The 16,810-nt window shown below is 72.7% G+C and carries 14 protein-coding genes; 8 read left to right on the forward strand and 6 right to left on the reverse strand.

The window, feature by feature from the left end:
- Nucleotides 1-160 precede the first annotated feature (160 nt).
- From FHX74_RS08705 to FHX74_RS08720, 3 genes are read left to right on the forward strand one after another with little or no spacing between them, the layout of a single operon-like run.
- A complete protein-coding gene (locus tag FHX74_RS08705) occupies nucleotides 161-1,141 on the forward strand; it encodes an NAD-dependent epimerase/dehydratase family protein (protein WP_220483608.1) in 981 nt (326 codons plus the stop codon).
- Complete coding sequence (locus FHX74_RS19820; protein ID WP_220483609.1) at nucleotides 1,138-3,441, forward strand: enolase C-terminal domain-like protein; 2,304 nt, start codon at nucleotides 1,138-1,140, stop codon at nucleotides 3,439-3,441. The genes FHX74_RS08705 and FHX74_RS19820 overlap by 4 nt, the downstream gene beginning before the upstream one ends.
- Complete coding sequence (locus tag FHX74_RS08720) at nucleotides 3,438-4,547, forward strand: M24 family metallopeptidase (RefSeq protein WP_182559652.1); 1,110 nt, start codon at nucleotides 3,438-3,440, stop codon at nucleotides 4,545-4,547. The genes FHX74_RS19820 and FHX74_RS08720 overlap by 4 nt, the downstream gene beginning before the upstream one ends.
- 12 nt (nucleotides 4,548-4,559) lie before the next feature.
- On the opposite strand, the gene FHX74_RS08725 is transcribed toward FHX74_RS08720, so the two are convergent.
- The 6 genes from FHX74_RS08725 to FHX74_RS08750 all read right to left on the reverse strand — a co-directional run bounded on the left by FHX74_RS08725 (nucleotide 4,560) and on the right by FHX74_RS08750 (nucleotide 10,843).
- Entirely contained in the window at nucleotides 4,560-5,036 is a 477-nt protein-coding gene (locus tag FHX74_RS08725; protein ID WP_182559653.1) for an NUDIX hydrolase, read from the reverse strand.
- 34 nt (nucleotides 5,037-5,070) lie between these two features.
- Nucleotides 5,071-6,336 carry an ROK family protein gene (locus FHX74_RS08730; RefSeq protein ID WP_182559654.1) on the reverse strand — a complete coding sequence of 422 codons (1,266 nt, stop codon included), beginning with the start codon at nucleotides 6,334-6,336 and terminating at the stop codon, nucleotides 5,071-5,073.
- 95 nt (nucleotides 6,337-6,431) lie between these two features.
- Nucleotides 6,432-7,340 carry a carbohydrate ABC transporter permease gene (locus FHX74_RS08735; protein WP_182559655.1) on the reverse strand — a complete coding sequence of 303 codons (909 nt, stop codon included), beginning with the start codon at nucleotides 7,338-7,340 and terminating at the stop codon, nucleotides 6,432-6,434.
- The gene (locus FHX74_RS08740) at nucleotides 7,337-8,293 is read right to left on the reverse strand and encodes a carbohydrate ABC transporter permease (protein WP_182559656.1); all 957 of its coding nucleotides are present in this window, start codon (nucleotides 8,291-8,293) and stop codon (nucleotides 7,337-7,339) included. Before FHX74_RS08740 ends, FHX74_RS08735 begins: the two co-directional genes overlap by 4 nt.
- Before the next feature lies 1 nt (nucleotide 8,294).
- Nucleotides 8,295-9,617 (reverse strand): ABC transporter substrate-binding protein, encoded by a 1,323-nt coding sequence (locus FHX74_RS08745; RefSeq protein ID WP_182559657.1) that lies wholly within the window; start codon nucleotides 9,615-9,617, stop codon nucleotides 8,295-8,297.
- 119 nt (nucleotides 9,618-9,736) lie between these two features.
- Nucleotides 9,737-10,843, reverse strand: a complete 1,107-nt coding sequence (locus FHX74_RS08750; protein WP_220483610.1) for a LacI family DNA-binding transcriptional regulator — start codon at nucleotides 10,841-10,843, stop codon at nucleotides 9,737-9,739.
- A gap of 181 nt (nucleotides 10,844-11,024) precedes the next feature.
- On the opposite strand from FHX74_RS08750, the gene FHX74_RS08755 reads away from it, so the two are divergent.
- The 5 genes from FHX74_RS08755 (at nucleotide 11,025) to FHX74_RS08775 (ending at nucleotide 16,795) form a co-directional block, all read left to right on the forward strand.
- On the forward strand, nucleotides 11,025-11,714 hold the full coding sequence (locus FHX74_RS08755) for an L-ribulose-5-phosphate 4-epimerase (protein WP_328823713.1): 690 nt from the start codon (nucleotides 11,025-11,027) through the stop codon (nucleotides 11,712-11,714).
- A gap of 50 nt (nucleotides 11,715-11,764) precedes the next feature.
- The gene (gene araA / locus FHX74_RS08760) at nucleotides 11,765-13,252 is read left to right on the forward strand and encodes an L-arabinose isomerase (RefSeq protein WP_182559658.1); all 1,488 of its coding nucleotides are present in this window, start codon (nucleotides 11,765-11,767) and stop codon (nucleotides 13,250-13,252) included.
- Nucleotides 13,249-14,100: an inositol monophosphatase family protein gene (locus FHX74_RS08765; RefSeq protein WP_182559659.1), complete on the forward strand. Its 852-nt coding sequence runs from the start codon at nucleotides 13,249-13,251 to the stop codon at nucleotides 14,098-14,100. Before araA ends, FHX74_RS08765 begins: the two co-directional genes overlap by 4 nt.
- Nucleotides 14,097-15,053 (forward strand): aldose 1-epimerase family protein, encoded by a 957-nt coding sequence (locus FHX74_RS08770; RefSeq protein ID WP_182559660.1) that lies wholly within the window; start codon nucleotides 14,097-14,099, stop codon nucleotides 15,051-15,053. Before FHX74_RS08765 ends, FHX74_RS08770 begins: the two co-directional genes overlap by 4 nt.
- A 71-nt stretch (nucleotides 15,054-15,124) precedes the next feature.
- The gene (locus FHX74_RS08775) at nucleotides 15,125-16,795 is read left to right on the forward strand and encodes an AMP-binding protein (RefSeq protein WP_182559661.1); all 1,671 of its coding nucleotides are present in this window, start codon (nucleotides 15,125-15,127) and stop codon (nucleotides 16,793-16,795) included.
- Nucleotides 16,796-16,810 lie beyond the last annotated feature (15 nt).

Genomic DNA, 16,810 nt, shown 5'->3' on the forward strand with positions numbered 1-16,810 from the left:
GCTCACGGTCGCTCCTCGGGACGTCGGCCCTGGCTGCCGCACCAGGTCGTCCTGTACGGTATCAGAAAACGCTTTCTCGGCGTCCGGACGACGTCGCGGGCTCGCGTCGCGTCTCGGCGGACGAGTCCATCGTGCCCGAAGCGACGAGCGGGAGGTCAACGTGGGGAACGGTCCATCCGGGACGGAGCCGCTGCGGATCGTGGTCACCGGCGGGGCCGGCCGACTCGGGCGCAGTGTGGTCGCCGGGCTGCGGGCGGCCGGCCACGCGGTGCTGTCGGCCGACCGGGAGTCCGGTGGGGGTGAGCCGTCGGTCGCGGTCGACCTGCTCGACCCGGAGGCGGCCCGCCGGACCTTCGCCGACTTCGGTGCCGATGCGGTGATCCACCTGGCCGCGATCGCGGTGCCCTTCAGCGCACCCGAGCGGACGATCTGGACGACCAACACCGCCCTGGCCTTCACCGTGCTCGAGGCCGCCGTGCAGGCAGAGGTCGGTCGGGTCGTGGTGGCCAGCAGCCCGACCGTCTACGGATACAACGCGCCCGGCGGGTGGGTGCCCGAGCGGTTCCCACTCGACGAGGACGTCCCGCCACGGCCCTGGAACGCCTACGCCGCCTCGAAGCTGGCACACGAGCAGCTGGTCGCCACCTTCGCCCGGCAGCACGGCGATCGCGTCCGGTTCGCCGCCTTCCGGCCCTGCTACGTGATCGCGCCCGAGGAGTGGGCCGGCGCCCTCACCCAGCAGGGCCACACCGTCCGGGCCCGGCTGGACGACCCCGCGCTGTCGGCCGCCGCGCTGTTCAACTACGTCGACGCCCGCGACGTGGCCGATTTCCTCGAGCGGCTGCTCGAGCGGCTGCCGGTGATCACCAACGGCGAGACCTTCCTGGTCGGCGCCGAGGACGCGCTGGCCCGCGAGCCGCTGGCCGAGCTGCTGCCGCGCTTCCACCCCGGCACCGCCGCGGTGGCGGCCGGACTGACCGGGACCGAGCCCGCGTTCACCAGCGCCAAAGCGGCCCAGCTGCTCGGCTGGCGGCCCACCCGGCGCTGGCGGAGCGAGCTCGTCGACCATGATCATCTCGCTGGCGGTCACGGACCGGGTGATCACGACCTCCAGGTCCCGGCGGGCGGAGCGGCGCGGTGACCGGGCCGACGATCGTCGCGCTGGAGATCGAGCGCCACACCGCGCGGCTCCCGCGTCCGTGGGGGGCCGACGTGCCGGTCAACCACGTGATCGAGGTCCGGGTGACCGACAGCGACGGCGGCACCGGCACCGGCTTCAGCTGGACGCCGACGATCGGGGTCGAGTCGGTGCAGGCGCTGCTCGAGCACGACGTCCGGGCCACCGTGCTCGGTGCGGCCGCCGACGCCGCCACGCTGTGGCCGCAGCTGTGGGCCCGGCTGCACGAGGCCGGTTCGGGCGGCGTGACCACGATCGCCATGGCCGGCGTCGACCTGGCGCTGTGGGACCTGGCCGGACGCCGGGCCGGCCGGTCGCTGGCCGGACTGCTCGGCCGCCGCCGCGACGACGTCGAGGTCTACGGCAGCGGCGTGAACCTGCACTACCCGCTCGACGAGCTGCTGGCCCAGGTGCGGCGCTGGATCGAGGCCGGGTTCGGGGCGGTCAAGATCAAAGTCGGCCGGCCCGACCTCGGCGAGGACGTCGAGCGGGTGGCCGCGGTCCGCGAGCTGCTCGGTCCCGACCGTGCGCTGATGATCGACGCCAACCAGCGGTGGGACCTCGACCGGGCGACCCGGGCGATGGCCGCGCTGGAGCCCTACCGGCCGGCCTGGATCGAGGAGCCGCTCCGCGCCGACGACCTGGCCGGTCACGCCGAGCTCCGGCGACGGATCGCCACCCCGGTGGCGATGGGGGAGAACCTGCACACCGTCTACCGGTTCCGGGACGCCCTCGACCTCGGCGCGGCCGACGTGCTGCAGCCCAACGTGGTCCGGGTCGGCGGCATCACCCCGTTCCTGACCGTCGCCGCGCTGGCCGACGCGCGCGGCGTCGCCCTGCACCCGCACCTGCTCCCCGACGTCTCCGGCCAGCTCGCGCTCGCGCTCGACCGGCCCTGCCTGGTCGAGGACGTCGAGGACGCCGGGCTCGCCGGGTTGGGGCTGCTGGCCGGCCCGTCCCCGGTGCGGATCGCCGGCGGCCGGCTGACCGAGACCGGGTCGCCGGGGCTCGGGCTGACCTTCGCCTCCGGCGCCGAGCCAGGCCGGAGGACCGCACCGAACGCCGCCCGGACGGCCCCGCCCGCGCGCGCCGTGCTGGTCGGGGTCAACGGCTTCGGACGGGTGCACGCGACCAATCTGGCGCGGCTGGCCGTCGAGCGTCCGGGGCTGGTCAGGCTGGTCGGCGCGGTCGACCCCGCGGTCGATCCGGCCGTCGACCCCTACCCCGAGGGCCCGCTGTCCGGCACCCCGGTGTTCGGCGACCTGGGCACCGCCCTCGACCGCGTCGGCCCGGTGGACCTGGTGATCGTCGCCGCCCCGATCGGCGCGCACGCGTCGCTCGCGGAGACGGCGCTCCGGGCCGGGGCGGACGTCCTGCTGGAGAAGCCGCCGGTGGCCACCCTCGCCGACTTCACCCGGCTGCACGCGCTCGAGGACGAGACCGGCCGGGTCGTCCAGGTCGGGTTCCAGAGCCTGGGAGCGCACCTCGACGGTCGCCGCGGCGCCGACCTCGTCGCCGCCGACGCGGTGGGCATCGGTCGGGTGCGACGGGTCGGCGCGGTCGGGGCCTGGCGCCGGACCGCCGGCTACTGGACGCGCTCGCGGTGGGCCGGCCGCCGGAGCCTCGACGGCCGGCCGGTGATCGACGGCGTGGTGACCAACCCGCTCGCGCACGCCGTGGCCACCGCGCTGGCCGCCGCCGGCGCCCGGACCCTCGACGACGTCACCGCGGTCACCGCGGACCTGCACCGGGTCAACCCGATCGAGAGCGACGACACCTCGGTGGTGCGGATCGCCACCACGTCGGGGATCGAGGTCACCTGCGCGTTGACGCTGTGCGCGCCGGAGGAGCACCCGCCGGTCGTCCACGTCGACGGGGAGCACGGGCGCGCCACCCTGGCCTACACGACCGACCGGCTGACCCTGCCCGACGGGCGGACGCTGGGGCTCGACCGGACCGACCTCGTGGAGAACCTGCTCGACCACCGCCGGGACGGGCGTCGGTTACTGGTGCCGCTCGCCGACACCGGGGCGTTCATGCGGGTGCTGGACGCGGTGGCCGCGACCGAACCGCAGCCGGTCGACGCGGAGTGGGTGCGCTGGTCGGGCGAGGGGGACCAGCGGGCGCCGGTGCTCGAAGGCATCGAACGCTGGCTCGACCGGGCCGTCGACGAGGGCCGGACGTTCGTCGAGCTCGGGGTGCCGTGGGCCCGGCCCGGCTCCGGAGCGGGAGCCCGTACGCAGACCGTGGAGGCGAGCCGATGACCACCACCACCCCCAGCCGGGTCGGCGGCACCGACACCGGATCGGACGAGCGGCGGACCAAACAGCGCCGGCTGCGCGAGGTGCTCGACCGTGCCGACCAGGACGCCGTGCTGCTGACCAGCGCCACCGCGCTCGGCTGGTACCTCGCGGGTGCCCGGAGCCACGTGAGCCTGGCCGCCGACCCGATCGTCGCGGTCCGGGTCACCCGGGACGACCGGGCACCCGGCGGGGTCGCCGACGACGTGCTGGTCACCGACAACGAGACCGCCCGGCTGGTCCACGAGGAGCTGCCCGACGACGTCACGGTCTGGGAGCGGCCGTGGTTCGCGCCGCTGCCCGACCTGCGCGCCTGCCCGGAGTCGGTGCTGGCCGACGCGTTGCGCGCGGCCCGGGCTCCGCTGCTCGCGCCCGAGATCGACCGGTTCGCCCGGCTCGGCCGCGACGCCGCCGCGGTGCTGACCGACGCGCTGGCCGCGGCCACCCCCGACCAGACCGAGCGCGAGCTCGCCGGGGCGGTGGCCGGCGCGCTGGCCGCGCACGGTGCCGACCCGCTGGTGGTGCTCGTCGGCGGGTTGGCGCGGAGCTCGTTGCCGCACCCGCTGGCGACCGACGGGCCGCTGGGGGACCGCGCGCTGCTGGTGGCCTGCGCCCGGCGCGACGGGCTGATCGTCAACCTCAGCCGGGCGGTGGCCTTCCGGCCGCTGACCGCGGGCGAGCGCGACGCCCAGCACCGGATCCTCGAGGTCGAGCGGGAGACCCTCGACGCCACCCGTCCGGGGGTGCGGCTCTCCGAGGTGCTGACGGTGATCGCCGGCGCCTACGAGCGGCACGGCTTCGGCGCCGACCACTGGCGCGGTCACCACCAGGGCGGCGTCGCCGGGTACGCCGGGCGGGATCCACGGGCGACGCCGGACACCCACGACCCGGTCCGGCTCGGCCAGGCGTTCGCGTGGAACCCGTGGGCCCCCGGCGCCAAGGTCGAGGACACGGTGCTGCTGGCTGGCGACGACGCCCGCCCGGCGTTCGAGACGCTCACCACCGACCCCCGCTGGCCGGTCACCGAGGTCGGCGGCCGCCCGCGTCCGGTGGTCTGGGAGCGCGGCTGACAGCGAGAGCCGTCAGTGTGGGAGATCGGGCCGGGTCTTCGCGGCTCGATCACCCACGCTGTCGGGCTGACGCGGGTCGCCGGTCGCGGTGAGTCCGATGTCCACGATCGCGCTCCGCGGACCTGCGGCGTCGAGCTGGTCGAGGGCGATCCAGGCCGCGCGATCAGTGGTGCCGCCCACCTCGAGGGTGCCGAGCGTGCCGCCGACGACCGTGGCCAGGTAGACGATCCGCACCGACCGGAACGGACGTGGCCCCTCGGTCGACCAGGTGGTGAAGGTGGTGAGCGGCGCACCGACGGCCACGTCGAAGCCGGTCTCCTCGCGGACCTCGCGGACGACGGCGTCCTCGACGGTCTCCCCGAACTCGACCCCACCGCCGGGCAGGGTCCAGCCGGGTTCGCTGCCGTTGAACCAGCTGAGCAGGACCTCACCCCGCTCGACCACCACCGCGTAGGCGGCCAGCCGGGTGTCGATCTCGGTGAACTCCACCGACGGAGCGTAAAGGCGTGGTCGCGGGCGTCGCTCAGGCGCCGACGGCCTGCGGGCCGGTCGGGTCGGCTCCCGTCAGTGAGCCCTCGCCGACCAGCTGCTCGAGCACCAGGGCGGCCATCCCGAGGGCGACCGGTTCGGTCACGTCGCTGGCCACCAGCCGGACGGCCGCCGCCGAGCCGGACAGCGCCTGGCTGCGCAGCACCGGATCGGCCACCCGCAGCAGGCTCTCGCCGACGTGGCCGACCACCCAGCTGCTCAGCACCAGCAGCTCGGGGTTGAGCATGTTGACCAGGTCGGCCAGCGCGTGGCCGAGCAGGTGCCCGAACCGGTCGAGCAGCCACGCGGCGTCGGCCTCGCCGGACCGCAGCCCGGCCTCGACCGCGGCCATGAAGTGGGTCTGCAGGGCCGGGCGCAGATAGCGGTGGTCGTCGCCGAAGTGCTCGGCGAACGCCCGCATCAGCCCCGGCGTCCCGAGGTAGGCCTCGACGCACCCGGACCGGCCGCACCGGCACGGCCAGCCGTCGAGGACGAGGGTGGTGTGCCCCCACTCACCGGCGTTGTTGCTGGTGCCACGGAGCAGCCGACCGCCGATGGCGATCCCGGCGCCGACCCCGGTGCCGAGGTTGACGGTGACCAGGTCGCCGGTCTCCCGTCCGTGCCCGAACCACAGCTCGGAGAGGGTGGCCGCCTTGAGCGGGTTGTCGAGCAGCAGCCGGTGCGGCAGCCGCTCGCGGAGCATCTGCTCGAGCGGGACCCGGTTCCAGCCCCACCGCGGCGCGAACAGCGACACGCTGGCGTCCGGCTGCACCTGTCCGGGCAGGCTCACCCCGACGCCGAGGGTCGGCAGCTGCGGGGCCTGGGCCAGCGCCTGCTCGACGGTGTCGGCGATCAGGTGCGAGAGCGGTTCGGGGTCGGAGACCCCCTCGGCGTCGGCGCGCACCTGGCTCACCGGCCGCAGCGCGGCGTCGTAGACGTCGGTGGTCACGTAGGTCTCGGCGACGTCGACCCCGACCAGGGTGCCGAACGACGGGTCGACCCGCAGGCGGGCCCGTGGCCGCCCGCCGGCCGAGGACTCCTTGCCGGCCTCGCCGAGCAGCCCGACACCGAGCAGCTCGCCGACCACGGTCGAGACGGTGGGGAAGCTCAGCCCGGTGCGGGCGGCCAGCGCGTGCCGGGTCAGCGGCGACCGCGGCCGGGCTGCCTCGCCGGACAGGGCGTAGACGGCGCGGAGGATCTCGAGGCGGTTGGCGTGCCGGATGTCGCGGGTGGTGGCGTTTGCGCGGAGCTGGGTGGACACCGGCCCTCCTCTCTGCTCAGCAGGCCGAGTGCAGCATGCGGCATCCCGGCCGCCCCGGAGGGCGGCCGGTCAGCCAGCGGACAGCGTCGGGCCGGTCAGCCCTTGATGCCGGTCTCGGCGACGCCCTGGACGAGATAGCGCTGGAGGAAGACGAACACCAGCACCAGCGGGGCTATCGAGACGGCGGCGGCCAGGAACAGCTCGTGCAGGTTGATCGTCTGCGCGGTCAGGAAGGTGGACAACGCCACCTGGACCGTCCACATCGAGCTGTCCTGTCCGATCACCAGCGGCCAGAGGAACGCGTTCCAGCTGGCGATGAAGGTGATCACGGCGATCGCGGCGAAGAAGGCGCCCGAGTTGGGCACGACCACCCGCCAGTACGCGCCCATCCAGCCGAGCCCGTCGACCCGGGCCGCCTCCTCGAGCTCCTTGGGGAAGGAGAGGAAGTACTGCCGGAACAGGAAGGTGGTGAACCCGCTGAACAGCGTCGGGACGATGATCCCCTGCAGGGTGTCCACCCAGCGCAGCTGGCTGACGATGATGAAGCTCGGGATGAAGGTCACCGCGGGCGGGATCATCAGCGTGACCAGGATCGCGTAGAAGATCTTGGTCGCGTGCTTGTAGGGGATCCGGGCCAGGCCGTAGCCGGCCAGCGAGCTGAGCAGCAGCTGCCCGGCGGTCTGCAACACGGCGATGACCGCCGAGTTCCGCAGGCTCTGCAGGATGTTGACCGACGGGTCGGTGAACAGCTCGCCGAAGTTCTTCCACTGGATGTCGGTGGGGAAGAACTTCCAGGTCGGCCCGGTGATGTCGATGTCCGTGCTCAGCGCGTTCCGGACGATCAGGTAGAAGGGGATCAGGAACAGGATCGTGGCCAGGCCCAGGCAGACGTAGGCCACCGCCGAACCGACCGGCGTCCCGCGTCGGGGGTCGCGGTGCCGCCGGCCGGCGGTCGGGGCGGGCGGATCGACGAGCTCGGTCGGGTCGGTCGACGTGACGGTCATTCCGCGGCCTTTCCGAAGCCGAAGATGCGGCCCTGGGCGAGGGTCACGATCATGATCAACAGGGCGAGGATCACCGCGCCGGCGCTGCCGTGGCCGTAGTCCTGGTCACCCTGGGCGGTGTAGTAGAGGTAGACCAGCGGCGGCCGGGCGAACGAGGCGTTGCCGAGCAGGTTGAAGAACTCGTCGAACGCCTGGTAGGCGGCGATCAGCAGCAGCAGCAGGACGGCCACCGAGGTGGCCCGCAGCTGCGGGAAGGTGACGAAGCGGAAGGTCTGCCAGCCGCGCTTCGCGCCGTCCACCTCGGCCGCCTCGTACAGCTCGGGGCTGATCCGCTGCAGACCCGCGAGGAACAAGATCATGTAGAAGCCGACCTGCAGCCAGAGCCGGGCCGAGACGATCACGATCCAGTAGAGCGGCGGGCTGGTGGTGGCCAGCCAGGCGACGTTCGGGACGCCGAACCAGCTGAGCACCGTGTTGGCCAACCCGAACCGGACGCCGTTGAAGATCGACAGCTTCCAGACCAGCGAGGCGACCACGTAGGAGCAGGCGGTGGGCAGGAAGAACACCGACCGGAAGAACGCCCGGGCGAACCGGATCCGGTTGAGCAGCAGGGCCAGCCCGATCGACAGCGCGAACGTCACCGGCACGATGAACGCGGCGAAGATCGTGAAGGTGATCAACGAGTCGAGGAACGGCCCGGGCTTGAGCAGGTCGATGTAGTTCTGCAGCCCGATGAAGGCGCTCGGGGTCACCGTGTTCTGGGCCCGGTTGAAGCTCAGCACCACCGACCAGACGATCGGCAGGTAGACGAAGACCAGCAACCCGATCAGGAACGGCCCGACGAACAGCCAGAAGGCTCCGGTGACCCCGGAGATCCGGCCTCCCCGGCGCCGTCGCGCCGAGGAAGCCGGTCGTGCGGGGACGGCCGGAGCATCAACCGTCGAGGTCGCCATCTCAGCCGAAGAGCCGCTGGAGCTCGGAGTCGACGACCTTGGCCGCCTTGTTCAGGTTGGACTCGACGTCACCACCCTGGCGGACGATCGCCGTGGCGGCGTCGGCGTAGGCGCTGTTCATCTTCGCGGTCCACGCGGTGTTCGAGGCGATCGCGTAGTCGTTGAAGATCTTGAGGGCGTCGGCGGCCGGGCCCGACTGCAGCTTGGTCGCCTTGGCGGCCAGCGACTTGCGCGGCGGGATGTGGAAGCCGTAGCTGAGGTTGAAGTCCTCCTGGTCGGCGGTGTTGTCGATCCACAGCCACTTGGTGAAGGCCTTGGCCGCCTCCACGTCCTTGGCCTTGGCGCTGACCATCGAGGTCCAGCCACCGGCGAAGGTCGACGGCTTGCCCACCGTGCTGCTGAACTTCGGCCAGGCCACCACGCCGAAGTCGTCGCCCAGCGCCTTCTGGATGCCGGGCATCGCCCACAGACCGCACCACTGCATCGCGGCCAGGCCCTGGGTGAAGGACGACGGGTCCCACCAGTCGGTCGGCGCGCCGAGCAGGATCGACTTGGTGTTGAACAGCTGACGCATCTTCTCGAACGACTGCATCACCTCGTTGCTGGTGAAGCCGACCTTGTTGTCCGCGGTCAGGTAGTCCGACCCGACGGTCCAGAGGATCGGGCCCAGCAGCGAGCCACCGCCGAACGACGGGGTGACGCCCGCGTCGTTGCCGATGAACAGGCCCTTCTGGTTGCTGGTCGTCAGCTCCTGGCTGGCCGAGATCAGCTCGTCGATGGTGGTGGGCGGCTGGATGCCGGCCTTGCTCAGCAGGCTCTTGCGGTAGTAGAGGACGCCCATGTCGTCGACGATCTTGACGCCGTAGATCTTGCCGTCGACGGTGCAGGACTTGAGGTCGGCCTCGGTGTAGTCGCTCTTGAGGTCACCGATCACGTCGGTCATGTCGACGACCTGGTTGCTCTTGACCTGGTCGATGTTGACGCTCGACTCGAACACGTCCGGGCCCGAGCTCGACAGCAGACCGCTGTTGAGCTTCGAGGTGTAGTCGCCCGGGGTCCACTGCACCTTGACGGTGGCGTCGGGGTAGGCCTTGGCGTAGCGCATCACGGCCTGCTGGGTGCCGGCCTCGCCGTACTGGTGGTACCACTGCGAGATCGTCGGCTTCGAGCCGCTCCCGCCGCTGCCGCCGGAGTCACCCGAGACACCCGAGCTGCCGCCACCGCAGGCGGCGAGGAGGGGGGCGGAACCGACCGCGGCGGCTCCGAGACCCATGGCGGCCAGCAGCCGCCGACGGTTGAACGATGCGGGCAGATTCGGGCCCATGGGCTCACAACTCCTTTGTCATGGCACCGATCGCTGTGACCGGACCGCCGGCGTCGTCGCCGCGGTGTTCGGATGATACATATAAAAAGACGGAGCGGAAGTCCTCCGCGGCTGAACCGTTATCTCGGCGTGTCCTGGCCGCGTCCGGTCGGGCGCGATCCGGTCGGGACCGACCGGCGGCCGGTGCGCCGCGGTGCGGGCGCCGTGCTGTCACGCACCACCAGCTCGGGCAGGATCAGCTCGCGGGCGTGCGGGTCGCGGCCGTCGATGGCCTCGAGCAGCACCGCGATCGAGGCCCGGCCGACCGCGGGGAAGTCCTGCTGGACGGTGGTCAGCGCCGGGGTCAGGTAGGGCGTCTCGGGCAGCCCGTCGAAGCCGACCACGCTGACGTCGTCGGGCACCCGGCGGCCGGACCGGTGCAGCGCGGCGAGCAGGCCGATGGCGATCTGGTCGCTGGCCGCGAACACCGCCGTGACCGGACGGCGCGGGCCGCTGCGCGCGAGCAGCTCCTCGGTGGACCCGAAGCCGCCGGCCGCGCTCCAGGTGGTGTGCACCGGTTCGGGCGGTCGGAGCCCGGCGGCCAGCATCGCTGCCCGCCAGCCGTCCCGGCGGGCCCGCGCCTCGGCCCAGTCGAGCGGACCGCCGAGATGGGCGATCTCGCGGTGGCCGAGCGCCAGCAGGTGCTCGGTGGCCATCCGCGCCCCGGCCTCCTGGTCGACCCCGACTGTCCAGCGGGCGCGGGTCAGGTCACCCTCGACCACGACCACGGGCACCCCGACCGGAGCGGTGCGGGCCACCTCGAGCGCCTCGTCCTGCCCGGCGATCACGATGATCCCCACCACCGGGACCCGCATCAGGTGCTCGACCGAGTCGGCCAGCAGCGTCCGGGTCAGCTCGGGCAGGCTCACCGTGCTGGCGAACAGCCCGGCAGCCCGGGCGGCGTCCTCGATGGTGCGCTGGATCGATGTCGGGCCGAAGTGCGCGGCGCCGGTGCTGATCACCCCGATCACGTCGGTGCGGCCGCGGACCAGCGCCCGGGCCGCCGAGTTCGGCCGGTAACCGAGCCGGTCGATCGCCTGCTGCACCCGGGCCCGGGTCTCCGGGCGGATCAGCGGAGAGTCGTTGACCACCCGCGAGACGGTCTGCGGCGAGACCCCGGCGAGCCGGGCCACGTCGGCCATCACCGGCGGGCGCGACGCGGGGCGGGGACGACCGGTGACGGTCACGGCCCACCTCCTCGTCTCGACCGGTGGCGGGATGTTAACGCGCACATCCCGCGCGCTGCTGCCACCGCGCACGAGCCGTGTCGAATCCGTTACGGTGGTCAGCGTCCGGGTGTGAGCGCTAACATCCGGTGCCGCGGGCCGGTGTGGGCCGGCCCCGTCCGCCGTGGGAGGGACCAGTCAGGTGACCGATCAGCCCGTGACCGACACCGGCGTCCGCGACGCGATCGCCCGGCTGCGGGTGGAGGTCGCCGCGCTGCACGCCGAGCTGCCGGCGAACGACCTGGTCGTCTGGACCGCCGGCAACGTCTCGGCCCGGGTGCCCGGCGCCGACCTGCTGGTGATCAAGCCGTCCGGCGTCCGCTACGACGAGCTGACCCCCGAGGCGATGGTGGTCTGCGACTTCGACGGACAGCTGGTGCAGGGGGAGCGCGCCCCGTCCTCGGACACCGCGGCGCACGCCTACGTCTACCGGCACCTGCCCGAGGTCGGCGGCGTGGTGCACACCCACTCCACCTACGCGACCGCCTGGGCCGCCCGGCGGGAGCCGATCCCGTGCGTGCTGACGATGATGGCCGACGAGTTCGGCGGCGACATCCCGGTCGGGCCGTTCGCGGTGATCGGCGACGACTCGATCGGCCGCGGGCTGGTCGAGACGCTGGCCGGCACGCGGAGCCGCGCGGTGCTGATGGCCAACCACGGGCCGTTCACCGTGGGGCCGACCGCCAAGGCGGCGGTGAAGTCCGCGGTGATGTGCGAGGAGGTCGCCCGCACCGTCCACATCGCCCGTCAGCTCGGCGAGCCGACGCCGATCGAGCCGGCCCTGATCGACTCGCTCCACGACCGCTACCAGAACGTCTACGGCCAGCGCTGAGCGCCGGCCGCCACCCACCCGACGAACGATCCACCGAGAAAGCGAGTCCGATGCCCGCCACGTGCTGGTTCCTCACCGGTAGCCAGGGTCTCTACGGCCCCGAGGTCGTCGCCCAGGTCGAGCAGCAGTCCCGGCAGATCGTCGAGCGGTTGTCCGAGGGCGGGCTGCCGGTGCCGGTGGTCTGGAAGCCGGTGCTGACCAGCGCCGGCGACATCCACCGGGTGATGCTCGAGGCGAACGCCGACCCCGACTGCATCGGGCTGATCGCCTGGATGCACACCTTCAGCCCGGCCAAGATGTGGATCACCGGCCTGGACGCGCTGCGCACCCCGTTGCTGCACCTGCACACCCAGGCGAACGAGTCGCTGCCGTGGTCCGAGATCGACATGGACTTCATGAACCTCAACCAGGCCGCGCACGGCGACCGCGAGTTCGGCTACATCCAGACCCGGCTCGGGGTGCCCCGCAAGACCGTGGTCGGGTTCGCCGGTGACTCGCGGGTGCTGGCCAGGATCACCTCCTGGCAGCGGGCGGCGCTCGGGGCCGCGGCCGTCCGCTCGCTCAAGCTGGCCCGGTTCGGCGACAACATGCGCGACGTCGCGGTCACCGAGGGCGACAAGGTCGAGGCCCAGCTGCGGCTCGGCGTCTCGGTCAACACCTGGGGGGTCAACGACCTCGTCGAGCGGGTCGACGCCACCACCGACGCGCAGGTCGACGAGCTGGTCGACGACTACCTCGACAGCTACGAGGTGGTGTCCGAGCTGCGGCCGGGTGGCGACCGGCACGAGTCGCTGCGCTACAGCGCGAAGATCGAGGCCGGGCTGCGGAGCTTCCTCACCGAGGGCGGCTTCGGTGCCTTCACCACCAACTTCGAGGACCTCGGCGGGCTCCGGCAGCTGCCTGGGATGGCCGTCCAGCGGCTGATGGCCGAGGGCTACGGCTTCGGCGGCGAGGGCGACTGGAAGACCTCGGTCATGCTGCACACGATCAAGGCGATGACCCCCGAGGGCGGGCCGACCTCGTTCATGGAGGACTACACGTACCACCTCGGCCCGGGCCGGCAGAAGATCCTCGGCGCGCACATGCTCGAGGTCTGCCCCTCGATCGCGGCGGCGAAGCCGCGGGTCGAGATCCACCCGCTGGGCATCGGCAACCGCGAGGACCCGGTCCGGCTGGTCTTCGACGCCCGCCCCGGCGACGGCGTCGTGCTCGGCATCTGCGACCTGGGGGACCGGTTCCGGCTGGTGCTCAACGAGATCGAGGTGACGCCGTCGGACGAGCCGCTGCCCAAGCTGCCGGTGGCGCGCGCGGTCTGGGAGCCCAAGCCCGACCTGCCCACCTCGGCCGAGTGCTGGATCAGCGCCGGCGGCCCGCACCACACCGTGCTGTCCGAGGCCATCGGCACCGAGGAGATCGCCGACCTGGCCGAGATCCTCGGCACCGAGCTGGTGGTGATCGACGCCGACACCACCCCGCGCCGGTTCCGCGACGAGCTGCGCTGGAGCGCCGCCTACCACCGGCTGGCCGCGCGGCTGTGAGCGAACCGACCACCGGAGCCGGAGCGGCCACCCCCGACGTCGCCGAGCGGCTGGCGTTCGCCCGTGAGCTGATCACCGAGGCGGGTGCGCTCGCGCTGTCCTACGCCGAGCGGGTCGGCAGCCTCGACGTCAGCCTCAAGGGTCCGCAGGACCTGGTCAGCGAGGCCGACGTGGCCGTCGAGAAGCTGATCAAGGAACGGCTCGCCGCCGCCTACCCCGACGACGGCTTCCTCGGCGAGGAGACCGGGGCCGCCGCGCTCGAGGACACCGACCACGTCTGGGTGGTGGACCCGATCGACGGGACCCAGCCCTTCACCCTCGGCTTCCCCACCTGGTGCGTGTCGATCGGCGTGGTCAGCCGGGGCAGGCTGGCCTTCGGGCTGGTCAACGCCCCGGCCGCCGGCGAGCTGTTCGTCGGCGGGCACGGCGTCCCCGCGACGCTCAACGACCGGCCGATCCGGGTCCGCGACGCCGACCGGCTGACCGACGGGCTCACCTATCTGGGGCACTCCAGCCGGGCCGCGCCCGAGTACGTCGTGCCGGTGCTCGACCGGCTCCTCCGCGGCGGCGGGATGTTCGTCCGCAACGGCTCCGGTGCCCTCGGGCTCTGCGACGTCGCCGCCGGCCGGCTGGTCGGGCTGGTCGAGTCGCACATGAACTCCTACGACTGCCTCGGCGGGATCGCCGTGGTGCAGGCGGCCGGCGGGCGGGTCAACGACTACCTGGTCGGGGACGCGCTGACCCGCGGCAACTGGATCGTGGCCGGACCGCCCGGCCTCTACGACACCCTCGTCGAGGTGCTCGGCGACGCCCGTCTGCGCGAGGCGGGGGAGGAGACAGCCCGATGACGCCCCTGTCCGGTCACCAGTACGAGCTGCACGGCCACGGCTACACCGCGGTGATCGCCTCGGTCGGCGCCTCCCTGCGCCGGCTCGTCCGCCACGACCCCGGCACCGCGGCCGACCGCGACCTCGTGGTCCCCTTCGACGCCGACGTGTTGCGCCCGGCCTATCGCGGGGCGACCCTGGCGCCCTGGCCCAACCGGGTCACCGACGGTCGCTACGCCTTCGACGGCACCGAGCACCAGCTCGCGCTCACCGAACCGGCCCGCGGGCACGCCCTGCACGGGCTGGTGGCCTGGGCCGACTTCACCGCCACCGAGCTGGCCGACGACCGGGTGGGCCTGATCACCCACCTGCCCGCGCAGCAGGGCTATCCCTTCCCGGTCTCGGTCGCGGTCACCTTCGCGCTCGGCCCCGACGGGCTGACCAGCACGGTCACCGGCACGAACCTGGGGACGGTCGACGCGCCGTGGGGCACCGGGCCGCACCCGTACCTGGTGGCCGGTCCCGGCCGGGTCGACGACTGGACGCTGACGCTCCCCGCGCACCGGGTGCTGACGGTGACTCCCGACCGGCTGGTGCCCACCGGGCTGGAACCGGTCGAGGAGCACGACGGCGGGGCCCTCGACTTCACCGCGGGACGGACGATCGGCAACACCTTCGTCGACCACGCCTTCACCGCGCTCGACCGCGACGCGGACGGCCGGGCCACCGTCGAGGTGCGCACCACCGGCGGACCCGGCGTCGCGATGAGCTTCGGCCCCGAGTGCCCGTGGGTGCAGGTGCACACCGCCGACCTCGACGACCCGGCGCTCAGCCGGATCGGACTGGCCGTCGAGCCGATGACCTGCGCCCCCGACGCCTACAACGACCACCCCTTCAACCCCGGCGCCGGTCTGGTCCGGCTCGCCCCCGGCGGTGCGCACACCGCCGCCTGGACGATCACCGCACGCGACTGACGCGGGGCTCGGCTGGCATGATCTGACCACCACGGCCCGCCGGTCGGCGGGCCCGTCGTGAGGAGTCGCCGATGACCCAGAGCGCACCCGCGCAGCCCGCCGTCCCGTCGTACGCGAGCGGGACCTCGGCCGTCCCGCTGCTCGGCGACACCATCGGCGCCACCCTCGACCGCACCGCGGCCCGGGTCGGCGACCACGAGGCGCTGGTCGAGTGCGCCACCGGGCGACGTTGGAGCTATCCCGAGCTGGTCGCCGAGGTCGACGCCTGCGCGCTCGGGCTCGACGCCCTCGGGGTGGCCAAGGGCGACCGCGTGGGCATCTGGGCGCCGAACTGCGCCGAGTGGGTGTTCGTCCAGTTCGGCACCGCCAAGCTCGGCGCGATCATGGTCAACATCAACCCGGCCTACCGGACCCACGAGCTCGCCTACGTGCTCCGCCAGTCGGGCATCTCGGTGCTGGTCAGTGCACCCGAGTTCAAGACCAGCGACTACCGGGCGATGGTCGACCAGGTGCGCGACGACTGCCCCGAGCTCCGCGAGGTGCTCTTCCTGGGCGACGAGGCCTGGCAGCAGCTGCTCGCCACCGGCCGGGCGGCCGACCGGTCGCTGCTGGCCCGGCGCGAGGCCGAGCTGTCGGCCGACGACCCGATCAACATCCAGTACACGTCGGGCACGACCGGTTTCCCGAAGGGGGCGACCCTCACCCACCACAACCTGCTCAACAACGGCTTCTTCGTCGGCGAGGGGTGCGGCTACACCGAGGCCGACCGGGTCTGCATCCCGGTGCCCTACTACCACTGCTTCGGGATGGGGATGGGCAACCTGGGCTGCGTCAGCCACGGCTCGACCATGATCATCCCGGCGGCCGGCTTCGACCCGTCCGCCACCCTGCGGGCCGTCCAGCAGGAGCGCTGCACCTCGTTGTACGGCGTACCCACGATGTTCATCGCCGAGCTCGGGCTGCCCGACTTCGCCGACTACGACCTGTCCAGCCTGCGCACCGGGATCATGGCCGGGTCGCCGTGCCCGGTCGAGGTGATGAAGCGGGTGGTCGACGAGATGGGGATGACCGAGGTGACCATCTGCTACGGGATGACCGAGACGTCCCCGGTCTCCACCCAGACCGGCGCGGACGACGACCTCGAGCGCCGGACCGCCACCGTGGGCCGGGTGCACCCGCACCTCGAGGTCAAGATCGTCGATGCCGAGACCGGACTGACCGTGCCGCGCGGGGAGACGGGCGAGCTGTGCACCCGCGGCTACTCGGTGATGCTCGGCTACTGGAACGAACCCGACAAGACCGCCGAGGTGATCGACGCCGCGCGGTGGATGCACACCGGCGACCTGGCCACCATGGACAGCGACGGCTACCTCAACATCGTCGGGCGGATCAAGGACCTGGTCATCCGCGGCGGCGAGAACGTCTACCCGCGCGAGGTCGAGGAGTTCCTCTACACCCACCCCGACGTGGTCGATGCGCAGGTGATCGGGGTCCCCGACGAGCGCTACGGCGAGGAGCTGATGGCCTGGGTGCAGCTGCGCGACGGCGCCGAGCCGCTGACCGCCGAGAGCCTGCGTGCCTTCTGCAGCGGGCGGCTGGCGCACTACAAGATCCCGCGTTACGTCAAGATCGTCGACGGCTTCCCGATGACCGTCACCGGCAAGGTCCGCAAGGTCGAGATGCGCGAGACCTCGGTGACCGAGCTCGGGCTCGAGCAGGTCGCGGCGATCAGGAACGCCTGACCCGGCCGCGGGGGC

Origin of the sequence: Microlunatus kandeliicorticis, assembly GCF_014137855.1 — a bacterium.
GTDB classification, from domain to species: domain Bacteria; phylum Actinomycetota; class Actinomycetes; order Propionibacteriales; family Propionibacteriaceae; genus Microlunatus; species Microlunatus kandeliicorticis.

Excerpts from the sequence above, each read along its gene's own strand:
- FHX74_RS08720 (WP_182559652.1), top strand. The coding sequence starts at position 3,438 with ATGACCACCACCACCCCCAGCCGGGTCGGCGGCACCGACACCGGATCG.
- FHX74_RS08735 (WP_182559655.1), bottom strand. The coding sequence starts at position 7,340 with ATGACCGTCACGTCGACCGACCCGACCGAGCTCGTCGATCCGCCCGCC.
- FHX74_RS08740 (WP_182559656.1), bottom strand. The coding sequence starts at position 8,293 with ATGGCGACCTCGACGGTTGATGCTCCGGCCGTCCCCGCACGACCGGCT.
- FHX74_RS08745 (WP_182559657.1), bottom strand. The coding sequence starts at position 9,617 with ATGGGCCCGAATCTGCCCGCATCGTTCAACCGTCGGCGGCTGCTGGCC.
- araA (WP_182559658.1), top strand. The coding sequence starts at position 11,765 with ATGCCCGCCACGTGCTGGTTCCTCACCGGTAGCCAGGGTCTCTACGGC.
- FHX74_RS08770 (WP_182559660.1), top strand. The coding sequence starts at position 14,097 with ATGACGCCCCTGTCCGGTCACCAGTACGAGCTGCACGGCCACGGCTAC.
- FHX74_RS08775 (WP_182559661.1), top strand. The coding sequence starts at position 15,125 with ATGACCCAGAGCGCACCCGCGCAGCCCGCCGTCCCGTCGTACGCGAGC.